The 24524-nt window shown below is 40.0% G+C and carries 27 protein-coding genes; 7 read left to right on the forward strand and 20 right to left on the reverse strand.

Going from position 1 to position 24524, the window contains the following annotated elements; all coding sequences use genetic code 11:
* The first annotated feature begins 18 nt into the window (after nt 1-18).
* Nucleotides 19-210, forward strand: a complete 192-nt coding sequence (locus F2A31_RS13675) for a DNA gyrase inhibitor YacG (RefSeq protein WP_004637751.1) — start codon at nt 19-21, stop codon at nt 208-210.
* A 14-nt stretch (nt 211-224) separates the two neighbouring features.
* Here the strand turns inward: F2A31_RS13675 and F2A31_RS13680 are convergent, their stop codons facing one another.
* From F2A31_RS13680 to pqqA, 6 genes are all read right to left on the reverse strand, one after another.
* Nucleotides 225-1274 carry a dipeptidase gene (locus tag F2A31_RS13680; protein ID WP_150026951.1) on the reverse strand — a complete coding sequence of 350 codons (1050 nt, stop codon included), beginning with the start codon at nt 1272-1274 and terminating at the stop codon, nt 225-227.
* Between the two features lie 16 nt (nt 1275-1290).
* On the reverse strand, nt 1291-2445 hold the full coding sequence (gene pqqE, locus F2A31_RS13685) for a pyrroloquinoline quinone biosynthesis protein PqqE (RefSeq protein ID WP_150026953.1): 1155 nt from the start codon (nt 2443-2445) through the stop codon (nt 1291-1293).
* On the reverse strand, nt 2442-2726 hold the full coding sequence (gene pqqD / locus F2A31_RS13690) for a pyrroloquinoline quinone biosynthesis peptide chaperone PqqD (RefSeq protein WP_005088082.1): 285 nt from the start codon (nt 2724-2726) through the stop codon (nt 2442-2444). Before pqqD ends, pqqE begins: the two co-directional genes overlap by 4 nt.
* A complete protein-coding gene (gene pqqC, locus F2A31_RS13695; RefSeq protein WP_150026955.1) occupies nt 2723-3481 on the reverse strand; it encodes a pyrroloquinoline-quinone synthase PqqC in 759 nt (252 codons plus the stop codon). The genes pqqD and pqqC overlap by 4 nt, the downstream gene beginning before the upstream one ends.
* Before the next feature lie 8 nt (nt 3482-3489).
* The gene (pqqB, locus tag F2A31_RS13700; RefSeq protein WP_150026957.1) at nt 3490-4401 is read right to left on the reverse strand and encodes a pyrroloquinoline quinone biosynthesis protein PqqB; all 912 of its coding nucleotides are present in this window, start codon (nt 4399-4401) and stop codon (nt 3490-3492) included.
* Nucleotides 4402-4476: 75 nt separating this feature from the next.
* Nucleotides 4477-4551 (reverse strand): pyrroloquinoline quinone precursor peptide PqqA, encoded by a 75-nt coding sequence (gene pqqA, locus F2A31_RS13705; RefSeq protein WP_075316535.1) that lies wholly within the window; start codon nt 4549-4551, stop codon nt 4477-4479.
* Between the two features lie 419 nt (nt 4552-4970).
* Here pqqA and F2A31_RS13710 point away from each other — a divergent pair, with 419 nt between their 5' ends.
* Nucleotides 4971-6707, forward strand: a complete 1737-nt coding sequence (locus F2A31_RS13710; protein WP_150026959.1) for a hypothetical protein — start codon at nt 4971-4973, stop codon at nt 6705-6707.
* 52 nt (nt 6708-6759) lie between these two features.
* On the opposite strand, the gene F2A31_RS13715 is transcribed toward F2A31_RS13710, so the two are convergent.
* From F2A31_RS13715 to F2A31_RS13735, 5 genes are all read right to left on the reverse strand, one after another.
* A complete protein-coding gene (locus tag F2A31_RS13715) occupies nt 6760-7404 on the reverse strand; it encodes an MBL fold metallo-hydrolase (RefSeq protein WP_150026962.1) in 645 nt (214 codons plus the stop codon).
* A 23-nt stretch (nt 7405-7427) separates the two neighbouring features.
* Nucleotides 7428-8444, reverse strand: coding sequence for a ferrochelatase (gene hemH, locus F2A31_RS13720; RefSeq protein WP_150026963.1), 1017 nt, complete (start codon nt 8442-8444; stop codon nt 7428-7430).
* A 69-nt stretch (nt 8445-8513) separates the two neighbouring features.
* Complete coding sequence (locus tag F2A31_RS13725; RefSeq protein ID WP_150026965.1) at nt 8514-9542, reverse strand: DUF4062 domain-containing protein; 1029 nt, start codon at nt 9540-9542, stop codon at nt 8514-8516.
* Between the two features lie 105 nt (nt 9543-9647).
* The gene (gene murI / locus F2A31_RS13730; protein ID WP_150026967.1) at nt 9648-10529 is read right to left on the reverse strand and encodes a glutamate racemase; all 882 of its coding nucleotides are present in this window, start codon (nt 10527-10529) and stop codon (nt 9648-9650) included.
* A 41-nt stretch (nt 10530-10570) separates the two neighbouring features.
* Nucleotides 10571-11182, reverse strand: a complete 612-nt coding sequence (locus tag F2A31_RS13735) for a DUF1285 domain-containing protein (RefSeq protein WP_150026969.1) — start codon at nt 11180-11182, stop codon at nt 10571-10573.
* 187 nt (nt 11183-11369) lie between these two features.
* Here F2A31_RS13735 and F2A31_RS13740 point away from each other — a divergent pair, with 187 nt between their 5' ends.
* Nucleotides 11370-13082, forward strand: a complete 1713-nt coding sequence (locus F2A31_RS13740) for an electron transfer flavoprotein-ubiquinone oxidoreductase (protein WP_004637739.1) — start codon at nt 11370-11372, stop codon at nt 13080-13082.
* A 78-nt stretch (nt 13083-13160) separates the two neighbouring features.
* Here the strand turns inward: F2A31_RS13740 and F2A31_RS13745 are convergent, their stop codons facing one another.
* The 5 genes from F2A31_RS13745 to F2A31_RS13765 form a co-directional block, all read right to left on the reverse strand.
* Nucleotides 13161-13352 (reverse strand): zf-HC2 domain-containing protein, encoded by a 192-nt coding sequence (locus F2A31_RS13745; protein WP_150026971.1) that lies wholly within the window; start codon nt 13350-13352, stop codon nt 13161-13163.
* Complete coding sequence (locus F2A31_RS13750) at nt 13346-13963, reverse strand: RNA polymerase factor sigma-70 (protein ID WP_005083760.1); 618 nt, start codon at nt 13961-13963, stop codon at nt 13346-13348. Before F2A31_RS13750 ends, F2A31_RS13745 begins: the two co-directional genes overlap by 7 nt.
* 16 nt (nt 13964-13979) lie before the next feature.
* Nucleotides 13980-14711 (reverse strand): HvfC family RiPP maturation protein, encoded by a 732-nt coding sequence (locus F2A31_RS13755; protein WP_150026973.1) that lies wholly within the window; start codon nt 14709-14711, stop codon nt 13980-13982.
* Nucleotides 14708-15574 carry an HvfB family MNIO-type RiPP peptide maturase gene (locus tag F2A31_RS13760; protein ID WP_150026975.1) on the reverse strand — a complete coding sequence of 289 codons (867 nt, stop codon included), beginning with the start codon at nt 15572-15574 and terminating at the stop codon, nt 14708-14710. Before F2A31_RS13760 ends, F2A31_RS13755 begins: the two co-directional genes overlap by 4 nt.
* A 65-nt stretch (nt 15575-15639) precedes the next feature.
* Nucleotides 15640-15945 (reverse strand): HvfA family oxazolone/thioamide-modified RiPP metallophore, encoded by a 306-nt coding sequence (locus tag F2A31_RS13765; RefSeq protein ID WP_004916729.1) that lies wholly within the window; start codon nt 15943-15945, stop codon nt 15640-15642.
* Nucleotides 15946-16106: 161 nt separating this feature from the next.
* Between F2A31_RS13765 and F2A31_RS13770 the strand changes: the two genes are divergently transcribed.
* Nucleotides 16107-16727, forward strand: a complete 621-nt coding sequence (locus F2A31_RS13770) for an HvfX family Cu-binding RiPP maturation protein (protein WP_017395246.1) — start codon at nt 16107-16109, stop codon at nt 16725-16727.
* Between the two features lie 69 nt (nt 16728-16796).
* Here F2A31_RS13770 and tusA read toward each other — a convergent pair whose 3' ends face one another.
* Nucleotides 16797-17054: a sulfurtransferase TusA gene (gene tusA, locus F2A31_RS13775; RefSeq protein WP_004637738.1), complete on the reverse strand. Its 258-nt coding sequence runs from the start codon at nt 17052-17054 to the stop codon at nt 16797-16799.
* Nucleotides 17055-17229: 175 nt separating this feature from the next.
* Between tusA and F2A31_RS13780 the strand changes: the two genes are divergently transcribed.
* The gene (locus F2A31_RS13780; RefSeq protein WP_150026977.1) at nt 17230-18069 is read left to right on the forward strand and encodes an HlyC/CorC family transporter; all 840 of its coding nucleotides are present in this window, start codon (nt 17230-17232) and stop codon (nt 18067-18069) included.
* Nucleotides 18066-19625, forward strand: coding sequence for an apolipoprotein N-acyltransferase (gene lnt / locus F2A31_RS13785; RefSeq protein WP_150026980.1), 1560 nt, complete (start codon nt 18066-18068; stop codon nt 19623-19625). Before F2A31_RS13780 ends, lnt begins: the two co-directional genes overlap by 4 nt.
* Nucleotides 19626-19746: 121 nt before the next feature.
* On the opposite strand, the gene F2A31_RS13790 is transcribed toward lnt, so the two are convergent.
* The 3 genes from F2A31_RS13790 to gspF form a co-directional block, all read right to left on the reverse strand.
* Nucleotides 19747-20091, reverse strand: coding sequence for a hypothetical protein (locus tag F2A31_RS13790; protein ID WP_150026982.1), 345 nt, complete (start codon nt 20089-20091; stop codon nt 19747-19749).
* A 263-nt stretch (nt 20092-20354) separates the two neighbouring features.
* The gene (gspG, locus tag F2A31_RS13795; protein ID WP_150026984.1) at nt 20355-20945 is read right to left on the reverse strand and encodes a type II secretion system major pseudopilin GspG; all 591 of its coding nucleotides are present in this window, start codon (nt 20943-20945) and stop codon (nt 20355-20357) included.
* On the reverse strand, nt 20945-22150 hold the full coding sequence (gene gspF / locus F2A31_RS13800) for a type II secretion system inner membrane protein GspF (RefSeq protein ID WP_150026986.1): 1206 nt from the start codon (nt 22148-22150) through the stop codon (nt 20945-20947). Before gspF ends, gspG begins: the two co-directional genes overlap by 1 nt.
* A 148-nt stretch (nt 22151-22298) precedes the next feature.
* On the opposite strand from gspF, the gene F2A31_RS13805 reads away from it, so the two are divergent.
* Nucleotides 22299-24524 carry a primosomal protein N' gene (locus F2A31_RS13805; protein ID WP_150026988.1) on the forward strand — a complete coding sequence of 742 codons (2226 nt, stop codon included), beginning with the start codon at nt 22299-22301 and terminating at the stop codon, nt 24522-24524.

Genomic DNA, 24524 nt, shown 5'->3' on the forward strand with positions numbered 1-24524 from the left:
ATGTTTTAGGAATTTTCTATGCCTCGTACATTCCCCTGCCCACGTTGTGGCGAAAACAGCACTTGGGAAGGCAATGAATTTCGCCCTTTTTGCTCAGAACGCTGCAAATTAATTGATCTAGGTGCTTGGGCCAGTGATGAATATAAACTGCCAACCCAAGATGCACCTCAAGCGGATTTAAAGCGTGGTGAAGATGATTATGAGGACTAAATGTCCTCATTTGATTACATCCAAATTCGATTCAACACATTCAACCAGTTATGCCAACAAATTTTGGTAATCAATTCTGTTGAATAATGACGTTCCTGCATTCGCTCGATAAGTCCGTGTAGACCAGTAACATCTTCAATTTCAGTGCTAATCAGTGCGCCATCAAAATCAGAGCCGAAGCCAACATGATCTTCACCCATTCGATCTATTAAATATTCGAGATGCTCTAAAAGTACATCAATGGGCGTGTTCGCTTCACGCTGCCCATCTTTACGCAAAAATGCGACGTCAAAATTTACACCGACGATGCCTTTAGAATCTCGAATTGCACTGAGCTGAGCGTCTGTTAAGTTTCTCGCTTGTGGACATAAAGCATGGACATTCGAATGGGTCGCGACGATTGGTTGTTGGAGAATGTCAACTGTATCCCCAAAAGCACGTTCGTTCATGTGAGAAACATCAACCACCATTTTTTTATCAGCACAGCGTTTTATAAATGCTTTGCCCTCGTGAGTAAGACCTGCTCCTGTATCCGGTGAATGAGGGAACTTGGCATTTAAACCATGTCCAAAACGACTGGGCCTATTCCAAAGTGGACCGATACTACGAAGCCCAGCCTCATAAAATACATCGAGTAAATCTGGATTGAGCTGGAGTGCTTCAGCACCTTCCATGTGTAATACAATCGCTAACTTTTGTTGTGTTAAGCAGTGCTGAATATCCTGAACCGTTGTGCAAATTTGGATATTGTTAGAATACTGAGCAAGTTGTTTTGCTAAATCGAGTTGTTCTAAACAAATTTGTTCAATTTGTTGTTGTGTAAAGTCAGATGCAGTTGGATCAAAAAGTTTGTTGGGATGGTACTGCTGAACATAGCTGTATGGAGGTAAGAAAATAGCAAACATGCCACCAACAAAACCGGCTTGTTGGCAACGTGTTAAATCGAGATGTCCTGCTAAACGATCGTGGATAAAAGCTTGAGCAGGATTGCTATGATCGCTTAACCACAAACGCGTGAGTACATCGTTATGGCCATCAAAAACAGGAAACGTGCCATGGTTCATATTTACGTTCTCACCGCTATTCATCTGCAATATTTTGAACAGGAATGTTTTGTTGAACCGTAAATTGTTTTGAATTCCGGCTATTACGAAACATCAGTTTTTCTAGCGTTGAATCGAGTTCACTCTCGGCACGTGCCTGTTCAATCACTTGATGATACGGCGATTTGCCACAGACAGGGTCTGCATTGTTTGCATCGCCGGTTAACATATAGGCTTGGCAACGACAGCCACCAAAATCACGATCTTTATCAGGGCAATTACGACAACCTTCTGGCATCCATGCATCGCCACGGAAGTGGTTAAAACCGGTCGATTCATACCAAATATTGGAAAGGCTCTGCTCACGAACATTTGGGAAAGAAATCGGTAATTGTCTTGCTGCATGACAAGGCAGCGCCATACCATCTGGAGCGACTGTAAAGAAGATTTTGCCCCAGCCATTCATACAGGCTTTTGGTCTTTCCTCGTAATAATCAGGCACCACAAAAATAAGTTTACAAGGATGATTTTGCGCTTTTAACTTTTCCCGATATTCATTGGTAATACGTTCAGCACGGATCAATTGCTCTTGTGTCGGTAATAAACCTTGGCGGTTTAAAAAAGCCCATCCATAAAACTGACAAATTGCTAACTCGACTGTATCTGCATTAAGTTCAAGGCAAAGTTCGATAATTTTATCAATCTGGTCAATATTATGCCGATGAATCACAAAATTAAGGACCATTGGATAATCATATTTCTTAACCAGTTGGCACATTTCATACTTTTGTTCAAAAGCATGCTTTGAACCTGCCAAAGCATCATTGACGACTGGATCACTCGCTTGAAAGCTAATTTGAATATGATCTAGACCAACGTGTTTTAAATGAGAAATACGCTGCTCGGTAAGTCCCATGCCAGAGGTAATCAAGTTAGTGTAGAATCCAAGTTGGTGTGCATGTGCAACCAGTTGTTCCAAATCCTGACGCACCAAAGGTTCACCGCCAGAGAACCCTAGTTGGACAGCCCCCATTTGACGTGCCTGATCAAAAACCTCAAACCACTCTTGCGTGGTCAGTTCATTTTTGTGTTGTGCGTAGTCTAAAGGATTTGAGCAATATGGACATTGTAGCGGACACCGATACGTTAGCTCCGCTAATAGCCATAGAGGCAAACCAACACCATGGGTCATCTAAAATCAATCCAATGTTGTTGCTGGGCAACTAACATGTAATCAATGACATCATTGTCAATTTCAGCTATATCGCCAAATTGCTGTTTCAGCTGGGTAATAATGTCGGAAACATTATTTTTTCCATCAATATACTGTCCAATGGCTCCTGCACTTTCATTCAAAGTAATCATGCCTTCAGGATATAAAATCACAAAACCATTTTGAGCAGGTTCAAATTGAAAGCGATAACCTTGTCGCCATGTCGGCACAAGATTTACATCAAATTGTTCTTTATTCATTTGAATAGTCCTTTGTGCCATACACGTTCTTGGGTCACGCTGTGATATGGTGCTTGATTGTGTACATATGCCAGTGTTAACGCATCTAAAATGCTCCATAAAATATCCAGTTTAAACTGTAATATTTCCAGCATTCTTTGTTGTTGTTCATGTGTGGTAAATGAATCAAGGGTAATTGTTAAACCATGTTCAACATCTCGGCGTGCCTGACTTAAACGAGAACGGAAATATTCATAGCCTTTGTCATCAATCCAAGGATAATGCTGTGGCCATGATTCAAGACGGGACTGATGAATTTGAGGTGCAAATAGTTCGGTTAGAGAACTACTTGCTGCTTCACGCCATGAGGCACGGCGTGCAAAATTGACATAAGCATCTACGGCAAATCGCACACCCGGCAAAACTAATTCTTCAGAGATAACCTGTTCACGGCTAAGCCCAACCGCTTCTGCCAAGCGTAACCATGCTTCTCGGCCACCGCCATCAGGATACTCACCATCCTGATCAATCATGCGTTGAATCCATTCCTGACGCACACGCTGATCAGGACAATTTGCCATGATCGCAGCATCTTTTAACGGAATATTGATCTGATAATAGTAGCGGTTCGCAACCCAAGCCTGAATTTGTTTTTGAGTGGCCTTCCCTTCATACATCATCACGTGAAATGGATGATAGATATGATAGTACTGACCTTTATCAATAATAGCCTGTTTGAATTGCTCAGTTGTTAAAGCTTCAGGTGTTTGAGTCATGTTTCACCTTAGAGTTCAATCTGCATGCCATCATAGGCAACCTCTATACCATTTGCTTTTAGTTCAGCAAATTGAGCAGAGTCTTCATTTAAAATCGGATTGGTGTTGTTAATATGAATCAGTACTTTCTTCAGTGTACTGAGTTGGTTTAAATAAGACAGCGAACCACCTTCACCACTAATATGTAAATGCCCCATTTCACGACCAGTTTTTTTACCTACACCGGTTTGCTGCATTTCATCATCTGTCCAGAGTGTGCCATCAATCATGACACAGTCAGAATTTTGCATAATCTGCATAACGTGATCATCAATCTTTCCAAGCCCTGGTGCATAGAACAACTGTTTCTGTGTTTTATGATCTTTGATGATTAAGGCAATGTTGTCACCTTCATGCGGATCGTGGCGATGAGGTGAATATGGCGGTGCAGCACTTTGGATAATAAAAGGGATAAACTCCAAACGACCAAAGCCATCAATTTTAAACGCTTTTTTAGGATCAATAGGATGATACTGAAGACCACCATTCCAGTGTTTCAGCATATTGAATACTGGAAAACCTGTGGTGAGATCTTGATAGACCATGTCAGTACACCAGACATCCATTGGGCAACCTTCACGTAGAGTCAACAGCCCTGTGGTATGGTCAAGTTGGCTATCCATTAAGATAACACTGCGAATCCCTGTATCTCTTAACTGTCGAGCAGGTTGTGCAGCCTTGAAATCAAACAATTGCTGGCGAATATCTGGGGAAGCATTGAGTAAAACCCAATCCATTCCATTTTCAGAAATCGCAATCGAAGATTGTGTGCGAGCTTTGGCATTCATCGTGCCTGTACGTACACCATGACAGTTAGGACAATTACAATTCCACTGAGGAAATCCTCCCCCAGCAGCTGAACCTAAAATATAAATATGCATAAAAATGAAGTTCTTATTAGAAAGAGATAAGCCCTAGAAATAACTAGGGCTTATGCGAAATGAGGATATGAAGAATTAACGTGCTTCAAAGTACATTGTCACTTCAAAACCAATCCGAACATCAGTAAAAGCGGGTTTAGTCCATTGCATAAAATCGTCTCCAATCAGCATTTATCTTCTGAGATAAAACGCCTGATTCAACTTAAATAAAGCATTCAAAAATTCATTCTAAATAAAAAACTCAGCTTTGTAGACCGTATCCACTGAAGATATTGTTCGATAATTGTGATTTTTGTCTAAATTTTAGTATTTCGTAGAGCACTCTTTTAGCATTCATCAAAAAAAACCAATTACAGCTCAATTTTAATAAAGATTTACACATTTAAAATATGTGACTTACATCACGCTAATTTACTTTTCCTTGATGTTGTGCAAACCTTAATCGAACAATCATTTTTGTAAGTACGCTTTAGATCAAGCATAACAACCAAAAAAGGCTTAGCTGATTCAATCATCATTATTTTCGATCAGCCTTAATAAAAAGTATTTCAATTCAACAGGATGTTAAAATGAATAATGATATTCCATACCCTCTCAAATTATTGGTGACTCAGGTTGATCCAAATTTGGATCAAAATTGGCAAATCACTTTGCAACACTTATTTGCAGGCATCCAGCCCCATCAGCGTGAGACAATTTGCCAACATATTCTGCAGCAAAAAAAAATTCACTGGAATAGAAAAGAGAATACGTTCTGCTACCTTGCTCAACATGACTTTCACTCACTGATTGAAAAAACGCTCTCTCCCTATACCAAAATTTTAATCAAACAAATTGCGGACTCATTAGATAAATTGAAAACCTATAATGAGATCTATCAAATATCTGATTATTTAGAAAATATTTTGAGCCAAATCAATCAAATTGATGCTGAGGATGATCTTGAGCTGCAAGCACAAAAACAACAGATTCTAAAAGAGTTTATTTATGCAGCAGCACAAATCATTCTTGAAAAGGATCATATTGCCTTACCGAATAATCACCGTCACATTAATAATGATGTAATCAAAACTTTTATTACTGAAGTATTCTTAAAACAACAACTTTTGAAATACAGTTTTAATATCCTACGTTCGCAACAACTCAGAGAAGAAAAGAACCATCTCCTTAAATATTTCCTTTATAAACAACAGAAAACTAGACAGCTCGATATTGTAAAAACATCCAAATATATTTTTGCACTTGCTCCAAGCTCAGAAGGGATGGTAAATACGTTTTCAATTCGACGATTCTTACAAGAAGAAAAATTGGAAGCCTGTGAAAATATCTATATCAATGCAGCAATCCTAGTACTTGAACAAATAGATGATCCTATCCATCAGCAACAATTTGAATGGCAGATCAATCACATCATTACTATTGATACACAAGTGAACCAATATGTATCTGATATCGTGAGTAATATCGAATTATATTGTCACAAAGAACTGATTCCTTTTCTTATGGCGCCGCTCAATCCACGAGGCATTTTTATTGAAAAGTTAGTAGAACAAAGACTCATCGATTTTGAGCAAAAACTATCTAATCATGTACTTGAACCCATTGCAGATGCATTAAAACATTCTGTGCATCACACTGATGAGTGTCATTATTTATATATCAATATTAAACAAATACTGGATGATTTAATTCGACATTTCATTGAATTTCAATCTCAACCTTCCATTATCTTCAATAAACAAGTCCATTTATTCATCGCAAGACTAAAATCTTATGCTGCGCTATTACAAAAGAGACATGCTGATATTTTCACGGTATTTTCTTATGAGGATTGGAAACAACATCATGCTGAAGCGTTAGAACCAACCAATATTTTAAAGGATCTTAGTCTTAATTCCCTTCAAGAATACAAAGAGACATTTTCTGAACTTAAAGAAAACCAACGCCAGTTAAAACAAAGCGTTTCATTTTTCAACAAACTCCTAAATAAGCCACAGAAAATTAAAGATAATATTATCAAGTTAAAAGAAAAAACGGTTCAGATTAAAAAAAATGCTCATCAAGAAATTATTCGGATGCAACGACGTTTTCCATCACTCATCGTTTATCTAGAATTCGAATCACTAATTTCAATCAATCATAAAGAGCGCCACTATGCTTTCCCAACAGGTGACAATGGCATTACACGTTTACCAATAGTGATTCAAATTCCAGAAGACAAAGCCTCTTTTGATTTACAAAGCATTTGTAATAGTTTGAATTTCGATCTAAGTCTCGCCAACCAAAAATGGCTGGAAACAATTTGATTGGCTCAACGTGCTTCTGTATACAAGCAGTACAGAAGCATATTTCAACCCATTAACCTGCTTTACTCGCCACAAAAGGGTTGAATTGTTTTTCATATCCAATGGTACTGATTGGACCATGACCTGAAATAAATTGAGTCTCATCAGGTAAGCTAAAGCACTCACCTTGAATCGAATCTAAGAGTTGTTGATGATTTCCTCTTGGAAAATCAGTACGTCCGATTGAACCTTTAAACAGAACATCTCCAGTCCAAAGCAAACCATGTTTCTTGTTATAGAACATCACATGACCGGGTGTATGCCCTGGCGCAAAACGGACTTCAAACTCATCGTCACCTAGCGTCAACACCTCTCCCCCCTCTAACCATTGATCGACTTTGACAGGCTGAGGAATTGGAAAACCATAACGTGCTGAGACTTCTTGAATCATGTCTAACCAGAACTGATCTTCTTTGTGTGGGCCAATCACTGGAATTTTCCACGTTTCAGCAAGCTCACCCACCGCACCAGCATGATCAAGGTGGCCATGCGTAAGCCATAAAGCTTTTACCTTTAAGCCTAGATCCTCGACTTCTTTTTTAAGTACAGCCGCATCGCCGCCCGCATCAATCAAAATCGCTTCTTTGGTCTCACTATCCCATAAGATGGAACAATTCTGGGCGAAGGCTGTAACAGGAACAATTTTGACTTGCAGCATAAAAACCTCTGGCTAAAACGCAGTTAACGGTGGGCTAAGGTATGAGTTAAGCCATCAAGATTAGCCTGAACCAAACTCGCAAGCAAATCTATATGCGCTTGATCAGTGTTCAATGCAGGTATGTAAGCATAATCGCCCCCACCCGCATGTTGAAAGATTTCTTTGTTTTGTATCGCTAATTCTTCCAACGTTTCCAAGCAATCTGCTGAAAATGCAGGACTTAATACCTGCACCGATTTCACACCAGCTTTCCCCCATTGCTCAAGCAGTACATCGGTATATGGTTTCACCCATTCTTGCTTGCCAAAGCGGGATTGGAAACTAATTGCCCATTCATCTTCATTTAAATGCAATGCCTCAGCGACTAAACGTGCAGTCACCCGACAACGATCTGCATAAGGATCACCTTTATCTGCGTAAGGTTGCGGAATCCCATGAAAAGACATCAACAACTTCTCAGCCTTACCGTGCTGTGATTGATAGTTCAAAACGCTATCTGCCAGCGCCTGAATGAACATCGGATGTTGGTAATAGTCCTTTATGATGGTAATACCAGGTAAATGACGTTGTGTTGGAATCCATTTAGCAAAGGCATCATAAAGCGGTGCCGTAGAAGTTGCGGAATATTGCGGAAACAGAGGTAACAGAATCACATGTTCTTGTGGTGATTTTTCAAGTTGGGACAAAACCCCATATATGCTGGGTTGCCCATAAGTCATCGCAGGAACAACGGTCAGATCAAAATGATGATTTTCATCTTCTAAACGTTGTTTGATCAAGCGCGTTTGTTCAAGTACGATTTCACGCATTGGAGAGTCATTTGACCAAACCGAAGCATAAGCTTCTGCAACACGTTTCGGGCGGAAGGGCAACACAAATAAATTCAGAATCACCCACCAAAGCAATTTTGGAATTTCAATAACACGTGTATCAGATAAAAATTGCTTAAGAAAACGACGAACCGCAGGCACAGTTGCTTGATCTGGCGTACCTAAATTTGCCAGAACCACAGTCACTTTTGGTTTTGGTGTCACTGACATAGATCGCATCCGCTCTAACTGAATTTATTCAATTACTTTAGCAGTTTTCGTATCTTTTTTTAAATTGAATTAATGCATCGTCTTAAACTGAAAAACCCGATGATTATCTAAAACATTACTTTCTAAAAGCTTCTGCCCTTTAGCTGTCAGCTGCCAAAGCATACGTTGACGATCATCACGACCTGTAGGCACGATCCATTCATTCTGACGCATTTGTAATTTGATTTCATGTAAAGCACGAATATTCACTTGTGCACGAGATACCGCATGAGCTCTTGGCATTTCTATGCGTGCATCATCCAAACCCGTCTCATTCAAATATTCATTCATACGCTTCGAAAAATATTCTTCTGGTGTAGGTATCACGAAAGTCGAACCAAGTACATGCAGTAACTGAGCCCAAGTCATCTTGCGGTGCGGTTTAACTTCTTTAAAGTTGCCATCTTGATAAGCATGCATACGATATTCAAAAGAATAAAGTTCATACATTGAAACTTTAGCTGTACTGGTCAGAGGGTCAGCTTCTCGACTCCCTAATTCTGCTTCAAGCTGTTTAACTTTGGCACGTAAGTTATCTATCTCATCACGTAACACTTGTGTATTTTGGGGACGCACCCAACCCACCACAGGATACCGTTCTAACATCTGCGGCATACTTGAACGAACTGCAAGTTCTAAATCTCTCAAGGTACGATAACAGAAAACTTGATCCACCTCGTGTTGTAACTGCTTTCTAAATTCTTTAAATTTTTCTTTAAGCTCTGGTTTATGATCGTGTAATTTATCATCACGAGATTCTGGATCTTCATGCATAAATACAATCACAGGTTTTTGTTTAGTCATTGCATAAATATATTCCAGATGCATATAGCCGACACCTGAAACAGACTGTTCACCATACTGACTGCCTAATAAAATGACCACATAATCACAATCATCAATCTGACGGCGAGCAATCGATGTACTTAAAGGCGTGCGCTGTTCCAATCCCCAAGAGAAAAAGCCCATACCAACCAAAGTTTGCGCTAAAACCGCTCGCTCTGGTTGCATTTCATTGCCAGAGGTAGAAATAAAAACCTGATAACGAGTATCTTGCATAGGCGAAGCCCCAATTTATTTATCAAATAGTATCAAGTTCTAATCTTGATTTTTATTTAAAAGACAACCCCGATAAACTATGAAAGAGGGTTCGATTAATTACGTTTATGCACGTATTTCATCGCCCAAATTATGAATCGTCCATGTTAATTGTGTAGGTATAAGTTGCTGAAGTACAGGTTTTAGTAGTGCAGCATTGTTACCACTAACAAAACATTCAATACGTGAAACATCATGACGTATTTTGTCAGATAATAACCCATTTTTAATTAAAATATATGCTGTTTGTCTCGCAACTGCTTGTCCAGAATCAATTAATTTTAACTTTTCATCAAAAACCTGACGAATTGCGGGTTTAAGGAATGGATAATGAGTACATCCAAGGACTAGAAAATCAGCGCCTTGCTCTATCACAGGTTGTAAAATTTCTTGCAAGACTGCTTTACATGCCTCACTCATTTGCTCACCCGCTTCAACAAAAGGCACCAATGCCAAATTGGTCACCGTGAGTACTTTCACCCCCGCAGGTTCAGCAAATTTCAACATAACATCTTTAATCAACTGCCCACGAAAAGTCGCAGGTGTTGCCAATACAGCAACAACCTTGGTTTGCGTCTGAAGTACGGCAGGTTTTAATGCTGGAACCAACCCAACAATAGGAAAGCGTTCGCCATAATAATCACGCAAATAATCCAAACTAAAAGCAGATGCCGTATTACATGCGACCACAGCAACTTTACATCCCTGCCGATAAAGCCATTCGATTGCTTGTGCGGTTAAATTCCGTATCTCTTGATCTGAACGCGCCCCATACGGTACATGTGCTGTATCTGCATAATAAAGAATACGCTCATTGGGTAGATGCAGAGCAATTTCTTGTGCAATCGATAAACCACCGATCCCTGAATCAAAAATACCAATCGGTGCATCTGGAGATGCTTGCGGCATTGGGTCAAGTAATTGGGTTAAGAATTGCACTGCTGTCATACACACGAACATTGGTTTATTTGCTCTTTCAAGCTTAAACCTCAGGTGCTTAAATGCAAGACCAAATCACCACTTTTTAATGTCAAAACTGTGTCGCCTTGCTGATTTTCAGACAAGTTGCCATAGTTAACGAGATGATAAAAACTTTGCCGTTGAATTAATGCATTCATTCCAAATCGCACATGAACATAAGGGCGTAATTCACCCGCAAACTCACGCATAAAAATAGGATGCTGTTCATCCACAATCACCACATCTTGATTGGTTGTTGTAAGCTGTAAATAGGTCTTCCCTTCAATCTCGACCTGATCAGCTTGGTTAATCAAAAGTGGCTCATCTTCAACTTCAATTTCAATCTGCTCAACAGGGGTTTTTAAATAAAATTTTCCATCCTCTTTCCAGAGTACTCTACTGAATAGGTCAAGTAGCGACTGTCGCTTGATCAATTGACCTTCGTGCCACCACTCACCGTTGGCTTTTATCTTCAAATCCATTTTGCCACAATGCTTTGGATGCCACTGCTCTAACGGAGGAATTGACCTTTTGTGACTTTGCTGTACATCTTTTAAGTATTGTGCAATGTTCATTAAGTTTTTATCATCAGAAAACACGATTTTTCCTGTATTCTGTGAAGAATCATTTTCATTTATCATAGTTTATGCCTTGCTGACGAAAAAATATGACCGCTCAGCCAATTGGCGGGATCAAGGTTTAAAACTATACTATCCCAAATACTTGCAAGCACACTAGTCGCATTTGTGTTTGGTAATTGAGAATACTCATGGCAGCACCGAATTACATCATTACGGTTGCCACCCTATAAAATATGAGGAGTCCTACATGGAACACATCGAACGTGAAGCGATGGAGTTTGACGTAGTGATCGTAGGCGCGGGCCCTGCGGGTTTATCTGCTGCGATTAAAATTCGTCAACTAGCGATTGAAAACAACCTACCTGACCTTTCTGTGTGTGTTGTTGAAAAAGGCTCTGAAGTAGGTGCGCATATCCTATCTGGTGCTGTACTTGAACCACGTGCCATGAATGAACTCTTTCCGAATTGGAAAGAAGAAGGTGCACCGCTCAATGTACCTGTTACTGAAGACGAAACTTATTTCTTATTGTCTGATACGAAAGCACAAAAAATGCCGTATTGGATGGTACCAAAATCAATGCATAACGAAGGCAACTATGTTATCTCTTTAGGTAACGTGGTTCGTTGGTTAGGTCAAAAAGCAGAAGAATTAGAAGTATCAATCTTCCCTGGCTTCGCCGCATCAGAAATCCTTTACCATGAAGATGGTACTGTAAAAGGGATTCAAACTGGTGATATGGGTATTGGTAAAGATGGTCAACCAACGCATAACTTTGCACCAGGCTACGAATTGCATGCTAAATATACTTTATTTGCAGAAGGTTGCCGTGGACATCTAGGTAAACGCTTGATTGCTGGCTTTGCACTTGATCGTGATGCTGATCCACAACATTACGGTATCGGGATCAAAGAGCTTTGGGAAATCGATCCAGCGAAACACAAACCTGGTCTTGTGATGCACGGTGCAGGTTGGCCATTGTCTGAGACAGGTTCTGCAGGTGGTTGGTGGTTATATCACGCTGAAAACAACCAAGTGACTTTGGGTATGATCGTAGACTTATCTTACGAAAACCCACATATGTATCCATTCATGGAAATGCAACGTTGGAAAACACACCCAACGATTAAACAATTCCTTGAAGGTGGTAAACGTATCTCTTACGGCGCGCGTGCGGTTGTAAAAGGTGGTTTCAACTCTTTACCTAAACTCACTTTCCCAGGCGGCTGCTTGATCGGTGATGATGCTGGGTTCTTGAATTTCTCAAAAATCAAAGGCTCACATACCGCAATGAAATCAGGTATGTTGTGCGGTGAAGCAGTATTTGAAGCAATCGCTGCGGGTGTTGCAAAAGGTGGTGACCTTGCGATTGCACGCGTTACTGAGGGTGAAGACCACTTCGAAAAAGAATTGGTTGCTTATACTGAAAAATATAACAATTCTTGGTTAAAAGAAGAGTTATATAAAGCGCGTAACTTCGGTCCTGCAATGCATAAATTTGGTACGTGGATTGGCGGTGCGTTTAACTTTATCGATCAAAATATCTTTAAAGTACCATTCACATTGCATGATTTAAAACAGGACTTTGCTGCACTGAAGACTGTTGATGCATCGACGTTCAAACCAAACTATCCAAAACCAGATGGTAAGTTAACGTTTGACCGTTTATCTTCAGTATTCGTATCAAATACAGTACACGAAGAAAACCAACCTGCTCACTTAAAGTTAACTAATCCTGAAACGCCAATTCAGGTTAACTTACCGAAGTGGGACGAACCTGCTCAACGTTACTGCCCTGCAGGTGTTTATGAAGTCATGGAAAATGATGACGGCTCGAAGCGTTTCCAAATCAATGCAGCGAACTGTGTTCACTGTAAGACTTGTGATATCAAAGACCCTTCACAAAACATCACTTGGGTAACACCTGAAGGTGGCGGTGGTCCAAACTACCCGAATATGTAATTTTTAATTTGCGCTGAAATTGAGTTTTTAGCGCAAACTAAGCCAAGAAAGCCTCATAAAATATGAGGCTTTTTTAATTTAATCTTTCTGCCCTTCATCAAACTTTTTATATTGTTTCGATAACAAACTTAAGTTGTTCATTTGCTTACCGAAACGCCGACACGAACTACACATCATCACATGAAACTGTAAAGCACTCAGTTCTTTGAAGTTCAGAGTTCGATCTTGTTTTTCTGAAAGCAATTGGGTCGCTTGTCGGCACGTCAACATGAACAATCCCCCTGTAGTAACCATTTATTTTCTAAGCATTCACGTAGTCTTACTCGACTGCGATACATTAAAACATTCAAGTTTGAGATGCTTAATTCTAATTTTTCGCAGATTTCATCAGAACTCAGTTCAATCATTTCCCGCAACATAAACACCTGTGCATACTTCGCTGGTAGATGATTCAAACAGGCGTCAAAAATCATCCAAAAATCTTGCTGCTCCATCATTTCCTCAGGATTTAACCATGCTTTTGGTCTTTCTGATTTTTGCCAATGCCCTGAAGCATCAAACAACTCATCCACGCTTCGCTCGTTTTCTTCCGTATCAAACAATTCAGACATACTGACTAAACGTTGCTTCTGACGAATCAGATCAACAATTTTATTTTTTAAAATAGCGAATACCCATGTTTTAAATGCTGATCGACCAGAAAAAGAGCCTGAATGTTGTAAAGCACTGACTAAAGCTTCTTGCACAACATCCTCAGCTTGATGAAATGAAGAGAGTTGCACTACTGCAAATTTCATCATTTGTTGCCGTAATTCCGACAAAAAATCATCGTTATACAGTTGCTGAGATGCATTAGCATTCGATGTTGTCATTTCAGGCATCGCGTTTCTCACTGTGCTAGTCTGGTTTGTATAACAATTCTAAACGGATCAAATCTTCTGCAAGTTCATCCAGTTGAGTATTCACTTCACTGACCGATAGATCTGGAATTATTTGCTGGATAAATTCAGCAAGTGCTATTCGAGGCAATGGTTGTTGTGCTAATTGCTCAATTAGATAAGCGGATAATGGTGTAAGTATTTCAACACAAACCCGATCCTGTTTGTTTCGCCAAACCATAATGGCACTTGGAGCAGGATCTTTGTTTATTTGATTGATTGACCATTGATAAACAGGATATTGATACACTAACACCCAAACTTGTGTAGTCAGCTGCCAATTCAATTCAGCATTCAAAGTGACGTCATCAATTTCAAGTGTATCTAAATACAGTTCAAGCCATTCGTATTGCAACAGCTCAGCAAGCCACGGATATTCAACTAAAATAGGATGCTGCTTTTCTGTGAGAAACTCTCTGAATTGCAGCGAAATATCATTATAGAACGGTGATTGATTCTGAGATTCTCTAAAAAAAACCGTCAGTAACTGTTGCCATTGCTGCTCAGGTAATAAAGATCGAGCCACCGGATAAACCAAATTGATGAACGAGCAAACATTGTTGAACAACAGTTCTCGATAAACTTGCATACGATCCAAAGCAAAAGGCACTGATTTTGCTGAATTAGGATCACGCAGCCAGTCACAAAAATCATGTTGGGTCTGCTGAAAACTATGCTCATTCATATTCATACTTTCACCCCATCGACCAAATTCGGGCTCATTGGGATTCGTGTGCGTTGATTTGAATATTGATGCTGTAACTGCCGAATCTTATTCAATTCATTCTGAAGTTGCTGCCATGTAGGGATATTAAAATCGCGCTCTAATAACGTTGGTTTCACACCACAAACTTGATAAGTGTATTCCAACAATGCCCAAACAGGATCACAGACTTCCGCACCATGAGTATCAATGAGTAAATCTGTACTCACCTGTTCATGCCCTGCAATATGCAAATAACGAATACGTTGTTTCGGCATCGCTTCAATGAAAGCATAAGCATCTGCTTGGTGGTTGATACTATTTACATAAACGTTATTCACGTCCAACAGCAATTCGCAATCTGCTTGGGTGATTACTTCACGAACAAAGTCTGCCTCGGACATTTCAGCATTCGGCATAAGATAAGTAGAAACATTTTCCAATACTAATCTGCGCCCTAAAATATCTTGAACTTGAGAAATCCGTTCCACTACATACTTCACAGCAGCTTCAGTCATTGGGATAGGCAAGAGATCGTATAGATAACCACCATCATTGGTATAACTCAGATGTTCCGAATAAATCTCGACTTGATAAGCATCTAAGAATTTCTTGATTTGGTGAATAAAATCAATATTTAAGGGATGAGGACCACCAACGGACAAAGAGAGTCCGTGACAAATCAATGGAGATTTTTCTACACACTGAGCTAGAATTTTGGCATGTCGACCACCAAAGCCCATCCAATTTTCTGGAGCAACTTCAATAAAATCAGGATGGTGAGTCGCACCTAAAAAAGCCTCGATAAAATCTCGTCTTAGACCAAGACCAACACTTGTGATTGCATCCATAAAGAATCCTTTTGGTGAATGACAGCCATCTTTTTAGATGCTGTCATCAACCGTCTGCATAAGGCTTAGTGAGCGCCACACTTCCCATCAGCCACTTTTTTGTCTGCACCACATTTTGCATCTGCCATTTTTTTGTCTGCACCGCATTTAGCATCCGCAGCTTTTTTATCTGCACCGCATTTTGCATCGGTCGTTTTGTGTTGTTTTTTCGCTTTATCTGAACCACATTTCGCTTCACCACATTTTGCATCTGCAGTTTTAGTCACATGTGTTTCAGTCGTCGTCGATGCTGCCGAAACTTGAGTTGCTGCACCAACCATAGATAATGCAACTAAAGCGGCAACCGAAGTCATTGAGTTTAATTTATTCATTGTGAAGTTCCTTTTAAGTAAATATTGCTTTTGTACTAGGTACATAAAATTAGACGTACGAACAATCAAATTATTACAGTCAAATTTAGGTTTTTTTTGTGTAAGAAATCAAAAATTCAAACGACTAAACATTATTCAATACGAGTCGGTGTGAAATCCTCATGAATAAACTTATTTATCCTTTATTATTACGCTATCAGAATTTTTGTTCATATCTAAAACATTTCGATGGAATTGCAGCACTTTCCTTAAGACTGTTTCTGATTCCAGTGTTTTGGATGGCAGGTTCAAATAAACTTGCTCATTTTGCAGATACCGTTGAATGGTTTGGCAATCCTGACTGGGGCTTAGGATTACCCTTTCCAACACTGATGGCGACACTAGCAACCTCTGCTGAGCTGGGTGGTGCAATTTTATTAGCACTTGGATTGGCAACTCGGCTGATTAGTATTCCACTGATGATCACTATGCTCGTCGCGATATTTACCGTGCATTTACCTAATGGCTGGCAAGCGATTGCTGATCCCAATGCTCCTTTTGCAAATATGCAAGTGATGGATTCCGCAGAAAAATTAGAGAAAGCAAGAGAGATTTTAAGTGCCTATGGCAACTATGACTGGCTCACATCGAGTGGTTCATTTGTGATTTTAAATAACGGAATTGAGTTTGCAGTGACCTATTTTGTGATGTTACTTGCGTTACTCGTTCTAGGTGGTGGTCGCTATGTCAGTCTAGATTATTGGTTGAATCACCTGATACAAAAAATTTATCGTAAACAATAAGTTCTGTTGCCAATCTTATTGCGCATCGAACTCCCATAACAAGGGCGTTCGATATCCTTGAAAAGCGAATTAGCCCTTTTGCACCAAATAACGATATTCAGTATTGCTATTTTCATCCAAACTTTCTTCTTTGAGTAATAATTCATGTCCAAGATGCATACAAAACTTTGGAATATCCCATGAGGTTGAAGGATCGGTTGCAAACACCTCAACAATATCACCTGACTTTGCTCTACGGATCGCTTGATGCAACATCATCACAGGCTCAGGGCAACGTAACCCTCTAGTATTGAGTTGAACAGTAGCAAGTTTTGATTGTTCAGACATGATAAAGCTCAAATATTTTCATATTCACATTTTACCATAAAGTGAACTTCTAAAAATCATCAACAGCATTTTGAAAAACTGTACATTTCTTGCATCGTTTTATTGATGCATATCGGCTTTATCTTCGGTATGATGAAAATCATCTAATTGATATAGAGAGTCTTTAGGAAAGATCATGATCGAGGAATCCAGTCCGTCGTGGGGTATGCGTGGCTTAAGAAAATGGTTAGGAACCGCACCCGAAACCCGCGATGAATTACTCAAGTTAGTTCAAGACTCCCGTCGCTTTTTAGAGCCAGATACTGTTGCTATGCTTGAGGGTGTTCTCGATCTGCCAGCAACAAAGATTCGAGAAGTCATGACCCCTCGTACAGCGATTATTAGCTTGCAGGAAGATGACCAGTTACTCGATATCTTAGATGTTCTTATCGACTCAGCGCATTCTCGCTTTCCAGTTTTTTCATCGGAACAAGGGGATAATGTAGTTGGAATTCTGTTAGCTAAAGATCTTTTACCGTTCTTAACAGATCGTAATGCTAAAGTAGATATTCGTGCTTTAATGCGACAACCTTTATTTGTTCCTGAGAGTGCACGTTCCGATCAAGTTTTGCGGATGCTTAAAAATACACAAACGCATATCGCTATTGTAATTGATGAGTATGGATCAACTTCTGGTTTAGTCACGCTTGAAGACATTCTCGAAGAAATTGTGGGTGAAATTGAAGACGAGCATGATATTGCTGATGAAGAAGCATTATTTATCGTTCCAGATAATGATCCTACGACTTCAAATACATGGATTGTGCAAGCATTAACCCCAATTGAACATTTCAATACGGTGCTCAATGCAGACTTTTCTGATGATGAAGTTGAAACTATGGGTGGACTATTACTCCAAGAAATTGGTCTTGTCAGTGATTTACAAGGTCAAACCATCGAGCTTGGAACATGGCAATTTACCATTATTGAAGCAGATGCACGTACAATTCACCTGATTCGAGCAGTCCGTCAATGAGAAACTTTTTTGACAAGCTGTTAAGCCCTGCCAACAATCAAAAACAGTTGCCTTTTATTATTCCTTTATTGATTGCTCTCATTTCAGGTGCGATCTTTAGTTTGGCACTAGCACCCTATTATTTTTGGTGGCTTGCGATTCTATCGCCTGCATTGTTATATGCGACTTTGAGACAACGAAACCCTAAACAAGCCTTCATATTAGGCTGGGCCTATGGTTTTGGGCTATGGTTTGTAGGCGCTTTTTGGCTCTATACGTCCATTCATGTCTACGGCGATACCAATGCAGTTCTCAGTGTCTTAATGATCAGCATCATGGCATTGTTAATGGGGCTATTTACTGCCCTGCAAACATGGCTATATCGTCGCTTTTTCCCAGAAACACCTCTGACCTTTGCCCCACTTTGGGTTTTGTTTGAATGGACCAAAACTTGGGTGTTCACTGGTTTTCCGTGGTTATTTACTGGTTATGCCTTCACTGAACGCTTCCTAGATGGCTATGCCCCATTATTTGGTATCTATGCCGTCTCATTTGTGGTGATTGTACTTGCTTGCGCGCTGGTGGAAATTCTGAATCGACGCTGGTTTTGGGCGATTCCGTCTGCACTCTTATTGATCGGTGCATGGGGTGCAGGGCTTATTCAATTTGTTCAACCTAAAGACGAAAAACCACTCAAGGTTTCTTTACTTCAAGGGAATATTCCCCAAGATCTCAAGTGGTTGACTGAATATCAGATTAAAACCCTCGAAATTTATGCAAACTTATCACGCAAAGAATGGGGACAAGACCTCATCGTTTGGCCTGAATCCTCGATTCCTTTGTTTCAAACTGATATTCCTGATTTTCTAAAGGCGATGGCTGTCCAAGCCAAAAAGACCGACACGGCTTGGGTTACAGGCATACCATACTGGGATATTCAGAGATCACAACAAGTTGGTGAACCACTGTACTATAACAGTATTATGGCTTCTGGCAGTGACTCTTCTGGTTTATACAAGAAACAACGTTTAGTTCCTTTTGGCGAATACATTCCACTATCAGGAATGTTGAAGTGGGTGCTGCCAGCCATGCAAAATGATGTCAGTATGGCAGGATTTTCTCGTGGCGAAGCCAATCAAAAACCATTGATGGTTAAAGGTCATGCTTTAGCAGCAGCGATTTGCTATGAAGTTGCCTATCCAAATCTAACCCGTCGGAATGCACTCAATAGTGACTTTCTCATTACGGTTTCGAATGATGCATGGTTTACAGGTACAGCAGGCCCTTGGCAGCATTTACAAATGGTTCAAATGCGTGCCAAAGAAAATGGACGTTGGTTTATTCGTGCAACCAATACTGGTGTGACTGCATTTATCGATCATCATGGACATATTGTTAAACAAGCACCTATCGATGAAGAGGCAGTATTACGTGGGGAATTACCTGCTATGCAAGGGCAAACCTTATATAGTCGTTTAAGTGATTATCCAATCCTTATCTTCTCATTACTTTTATTAATTGTAGGCTGGATGTATCGTCCACGTAAGGTCGATGTTTCTTTCAAATCACGTCGATAATATGAAAAAGAGCGTTTTACAATAAAACGCTCTTTTTTTGACCCAAAAATATTTACATCATTACGAATAGCTTTTGTATTTGCCTCAGAAAAAATAGACGATGTAAAAGCTCGAATGAGAGTTAAAGTACCAACGACAATTGCAAAGATAAATACGCGACTAAACTAGACAAAAATAGCATGGGAACATAGCGATATGTTTTAAATAAAAATTGCTCGTATTTAGAAATCAAATCTGCATGATGCCAAACACTGGTTTTCAAAGCACTTAAAAAACATAAGACAAACCATGCACTCAACATACTCAGTGCAAAAAAGCCAATCATAATTTGGCTACTGCCTTCAGTTGTTTGCCATAAAGTCAAAGCCCCTTGACTAATCGGTAATAAAGTTAAAATAAGCAATACAGATTTCAGCATTGCCCAATGAAACTGATTCAGTTCATCCAACACAAAAAATGCTTTCATCTGTTATCTCCACACGTCAATTCAATGATCTAAATTTATTATGCAAAGCTTTGATCTAAAGAAAAAGTCTATTTTTATGCTTATTTCTTTTTTCTTGTAACCATTAAATATGGGAACAATTCTTATTATAAATCTCAAATCTAAAATATTTTATCAACTCTTTTTATTTCAAAAACTTAAAGTTAATTTTATTATTAAGAAACATTATCACTTCACTCTTTATTAATTTAAATTAAGAATGAAGTGATATTTTTAATCAAAAATTATGGTTGATAATAAATATCGGCATCGTTGCCTTCCCCACCTTCTTTACCATCTGCACCAAATGAATATAAATCAAATGGTCGACCATCACGACCTGGAATGACGTACTGTAAATCATTTTCCCAACTGTCTTTTGGATAACCACCTTTCACATAACCACCAGGCAACCAATTTTTTGCAGATGCAGGCTGATTCACTAAAGCATCTAAACCACCATCTTGCATTGATGGGTAACGACCATTGTCCAGTTTATATTGATCTAATGCTCCAGCCACGCCTTTTAAAGTAATTTGTGTGGTATCCACTTTTGCTTTTTCACCACGCCCCATCACATTCGGAACGATCAACGCAGCAAGTACACCAAGAATGACAATAACAACCATCACTTCGATGAGCGTAAATCCTGAACGAGGGTTAACAAAGTGCAACTTTGTCCGAGTGCAAGATGGAGAGCTATGCTCGGAGTGGGCACGCTTCATTCGAACAACGCTCGACCGCGCCTCTATGCTTTGAGTGCAAGTATTCAAGCTTTGTTCAACATTGTGCTTATTCATTGAATTATTCATATTCATCTCTTTCATGTCACTCATTAGATCATATTGTTCATATTAATAATTGGCAACATTACCGCGATCACAATCACCAACACAATTGCTGCCATAAAAATCAACATTAAAGGTTCAAGTAATGCCAACAAGGTGGAGATAAATGTGGTGACCTCTCGATCTTGCATGGTCGATGCTCGATCTAACATCCGGTCTAATTCACCAGAAGCTTCGCCACTGCGAATCATTTGTACCATCATTGGTGGGAAATAGCCGCAACGCTCCAGTTGTGTTGCTAGATTCCCCCCTTCGGTGACACGTTCCATCGCCACAGTAATTGCATCACGAATTACCCAGTTATTACTCACCTCTGCGCCAATACGTAAAGCCTCAACCAGAGGAACACCAGAACGCGTCAAAATAGACAGAGTACTGGCAAAACGTGCTGCATTTATACCACGTGAAAGTTTACCAAATAGTGGCAATCTGAGCGTTAATCGGTCAAATGCATAATGACCTGCTGTCGTTCTTAAGAAACGGGTAAATAGAACCACAGCAATAAACCCAATGATCAACATTGCCACCCATGTCTGTTTAATAAAAGCACTGGCTTTCATCAGGGCAACGGTAATCCACGGCAAGGCTTCTTTACTTTGCTCAAATGTTTTCACAATTTCGGGTACAACATAGGTCATCAGTCCCATAACAATTGCAAAGGACATCAGCATCAAGATAATTGGGTAAATCATTGCACCCTGAATTTTCTTTTGCATGGCAAAACGATTTTCAGTGTAATCTGAAAGCTGATCTAAAATCAGATCCAAATGCCCTGATCGCTCACCAGCGGCGACCGTGGCAATATACAGCTCAGGAAAACGACCTGATTGCTGCATCCCTTGTGCCAGCGAATGCCCTTCTAACACCTTTGAGCGCACTGAGATCAATAGATTTTGGACATGTGATTTTTCACTCTGTTTGCTAACCGCACGCAATGCCTCTTCTAATGGAATACCCGCCGCCACTAAAACAGAAAGTTGCCGTGTCATCAAAGCCAGATCATAAGCACTAAAACCTTTTCTAAACCATGAGCGCTGTTGTTGTTTGTCTTTTTGTTCAACAGCATCGACCGCGATTGGCGTCCATGCTTTATCTCGTAACTGTTGACGAATTTGACGTGCAGAATCTCCTTCAAGCACACCTTTATGTTGCTTTCCAGAAGCATCAATAGCAGTAAATTGATAAGCTGGCATGGTTCTGTTCTAATTGTCCCAAAATAGTTGTCGTTACTGTTGCATCCATATGCTGGAATCATTCATATTCATTTATACATAACGCTCAGCACTTTAGCATAATTATATGACATACAGTCATGCCATTTTACACGTGAATGAAACCCATATGCCTAGCGAAAATTCTAACGCCATTTTGTACCGTATTCGAGTTGCCATACCTGTATATGTGTATGACACGTTTGACTATACGGTCAGTGCCGAACAGTATCAACAAGCACAGATTGGAGCGCGTGTTGCAGTGTCGTTCGGACGACAAAATCTCGTAGGCATCATTGTTGAAAAAATTGATCCCAATCAAGTTTTCACAGGTCAATTTAAACTGAAAGCAATTACTGAATTACTTGATAAAGAAGCAATATTAGATCAACACGTTTTAACTTTGATGACATGGTCTGCCCAGTACTATCAATTCCCAATTGGCGAAGTGATGCAAAGTGCCCTCCCCACACTACTCAGGCAAGGACGTGCATTAGACATTTTATTTCATCTGTGGAAAATCGTGCCAAATGATGATCCGAATGCATTATTGAAGCGCTCTCAAAAACAATATGATGCGTATCAAATCTTAAAAATACATCCTCATGGCACAACTGAAAATGTCTTGAACCTCAGTGGTGTTGAAACTGCAACACTCAAAGCTTTAGAAAAGAAAGGGTTGGTTGAATGTTGTCTTGAACCGCATGATTTTAGCCCCTCGCCTGTACAATTGGCGCAGGTACCACTCACAGCCAACGAGGATCAAAAAACAGCGATTCAACAAATTCTCAAGGCACAACATCATTACCAAGCATTTTTACTAGATGGCTTAACAGGCAGTGGCAAAACTGAAGTTTATCTGCAAGTCATGCATGAAGTATTAAAGCAGGGTAAGCAGGTGTTGGTACTGGTTCCGGAAATCGGTCTTACCCCTCAAACTGTCGCTCGCTTTAAATCACGGTTTCATTGTGATATTGCTTTATTACATTCAGGTTTAAATGACTCGAAGCGCTTACAAGCATGGCAACACGCACAAACAGGAAAAGCTTCGATTGTGATCGGGACTCGTTCTGCGATCTACACGCCGCTTCCTCATCTCGGACTGATTATCCTCGATGAAGAACATGATCTTTCTTATAAACAGCAAGAAGGCTTTCGTTATCATACCCGTGATGTAGCACTCTACAGAGGATACTTACAACATTGTCCTGTGATTCTTGGATCTGCAACACCGAGTATCGATAGCTATCATCTGGTCGAGTCAGGCAAACTACATCTACTGGAACTCAATCAACGTGCAGGCGCTGCTGTACTGCCAAAAATGCATGTGATTGATTTAAAAATTGCCAAGAAAAAGCATGGCATCAGCCAAAATTTAATTGAGCAGATCAAACTCACCTTAGAGCGCAAAGAACAGGTGTTGATCTTTCTCAACCGTCGAGGTTATGCACCGATTCTGATGTGTGAAAGTTGCGGTTGGCAAGCCAATTGCCCCCATTGTGATGCACATTTCACCCTTCATTCTCAGCCTTATCACTATTTACATTGTCATCATTGCGGCACCATCAATCGCCTCCCCGATCATTGTCCGGCATGCCAAAAACAAAGTTTAAAAACGATTGGTGCTGGAACGGCAAAGCTTGAAGAGCATTTACAAGAGTTATTTCCTCACAATGAAGTGATTCGAGTTGATCGTGACAGTACCAGCCGTGTCGGAAGTTGGCAGAAAATTTATGACCGTATCCAACAAAATAAACCGAGTATTTTATTGGGCACACAAATGCTTGCTAAAGGACATCATTTCCCACATGTAACTTTGGTGGCTATTTTAGATATTGACGCTGGTTTACTGAGCGTGGATATCCGCGCCCCTGAACGTACCGCACAATTAATAGTACAAGTGGCCGGACGCGCTGGACGAGGCGAACATAAAGGGAATGTCTATTTACAAAGTCTTCGCCCTGATCATCCTATGCTCACCACATTAATTGAACATGACTATCGTACGGTTGCTAAACAAATGCTGGCTGAGCGTAAACTTGCAATGCTCCCTCCATATCGTTATACAGTATTGGTACGTGTTGAATCGAAAGATCGAGAATATAGCCAGAACTTTTTGGCGGATATTGCGCAACAACTGAGAACAATGGCTGGCGATTTAGTTGATATTTGGGGGCCAATTCCCGCACCGATGGAACGTAAAGCTGGACGTTATCGTGCCCACATGGTGATTTTGTCGGCCGATCGCGCCAAACTGCATTTTTATTTGCGCCAATGGTGGCAACAAGTGGTACATTTACCTCGTCAGCACCAACTCAGGCTATCCATCGATGTTGATCCACAAGAGTTTAGTTAG

This window comes from Acinetobacter suaedae (genome assembly GCF_008630915.1).
GTDB lineage: Bacteria > Pseudomonadota > Gammaproteobacteria > Pseudomonadales > Moraxellaceae > Acinetobacter > Acinetobacter suaedae.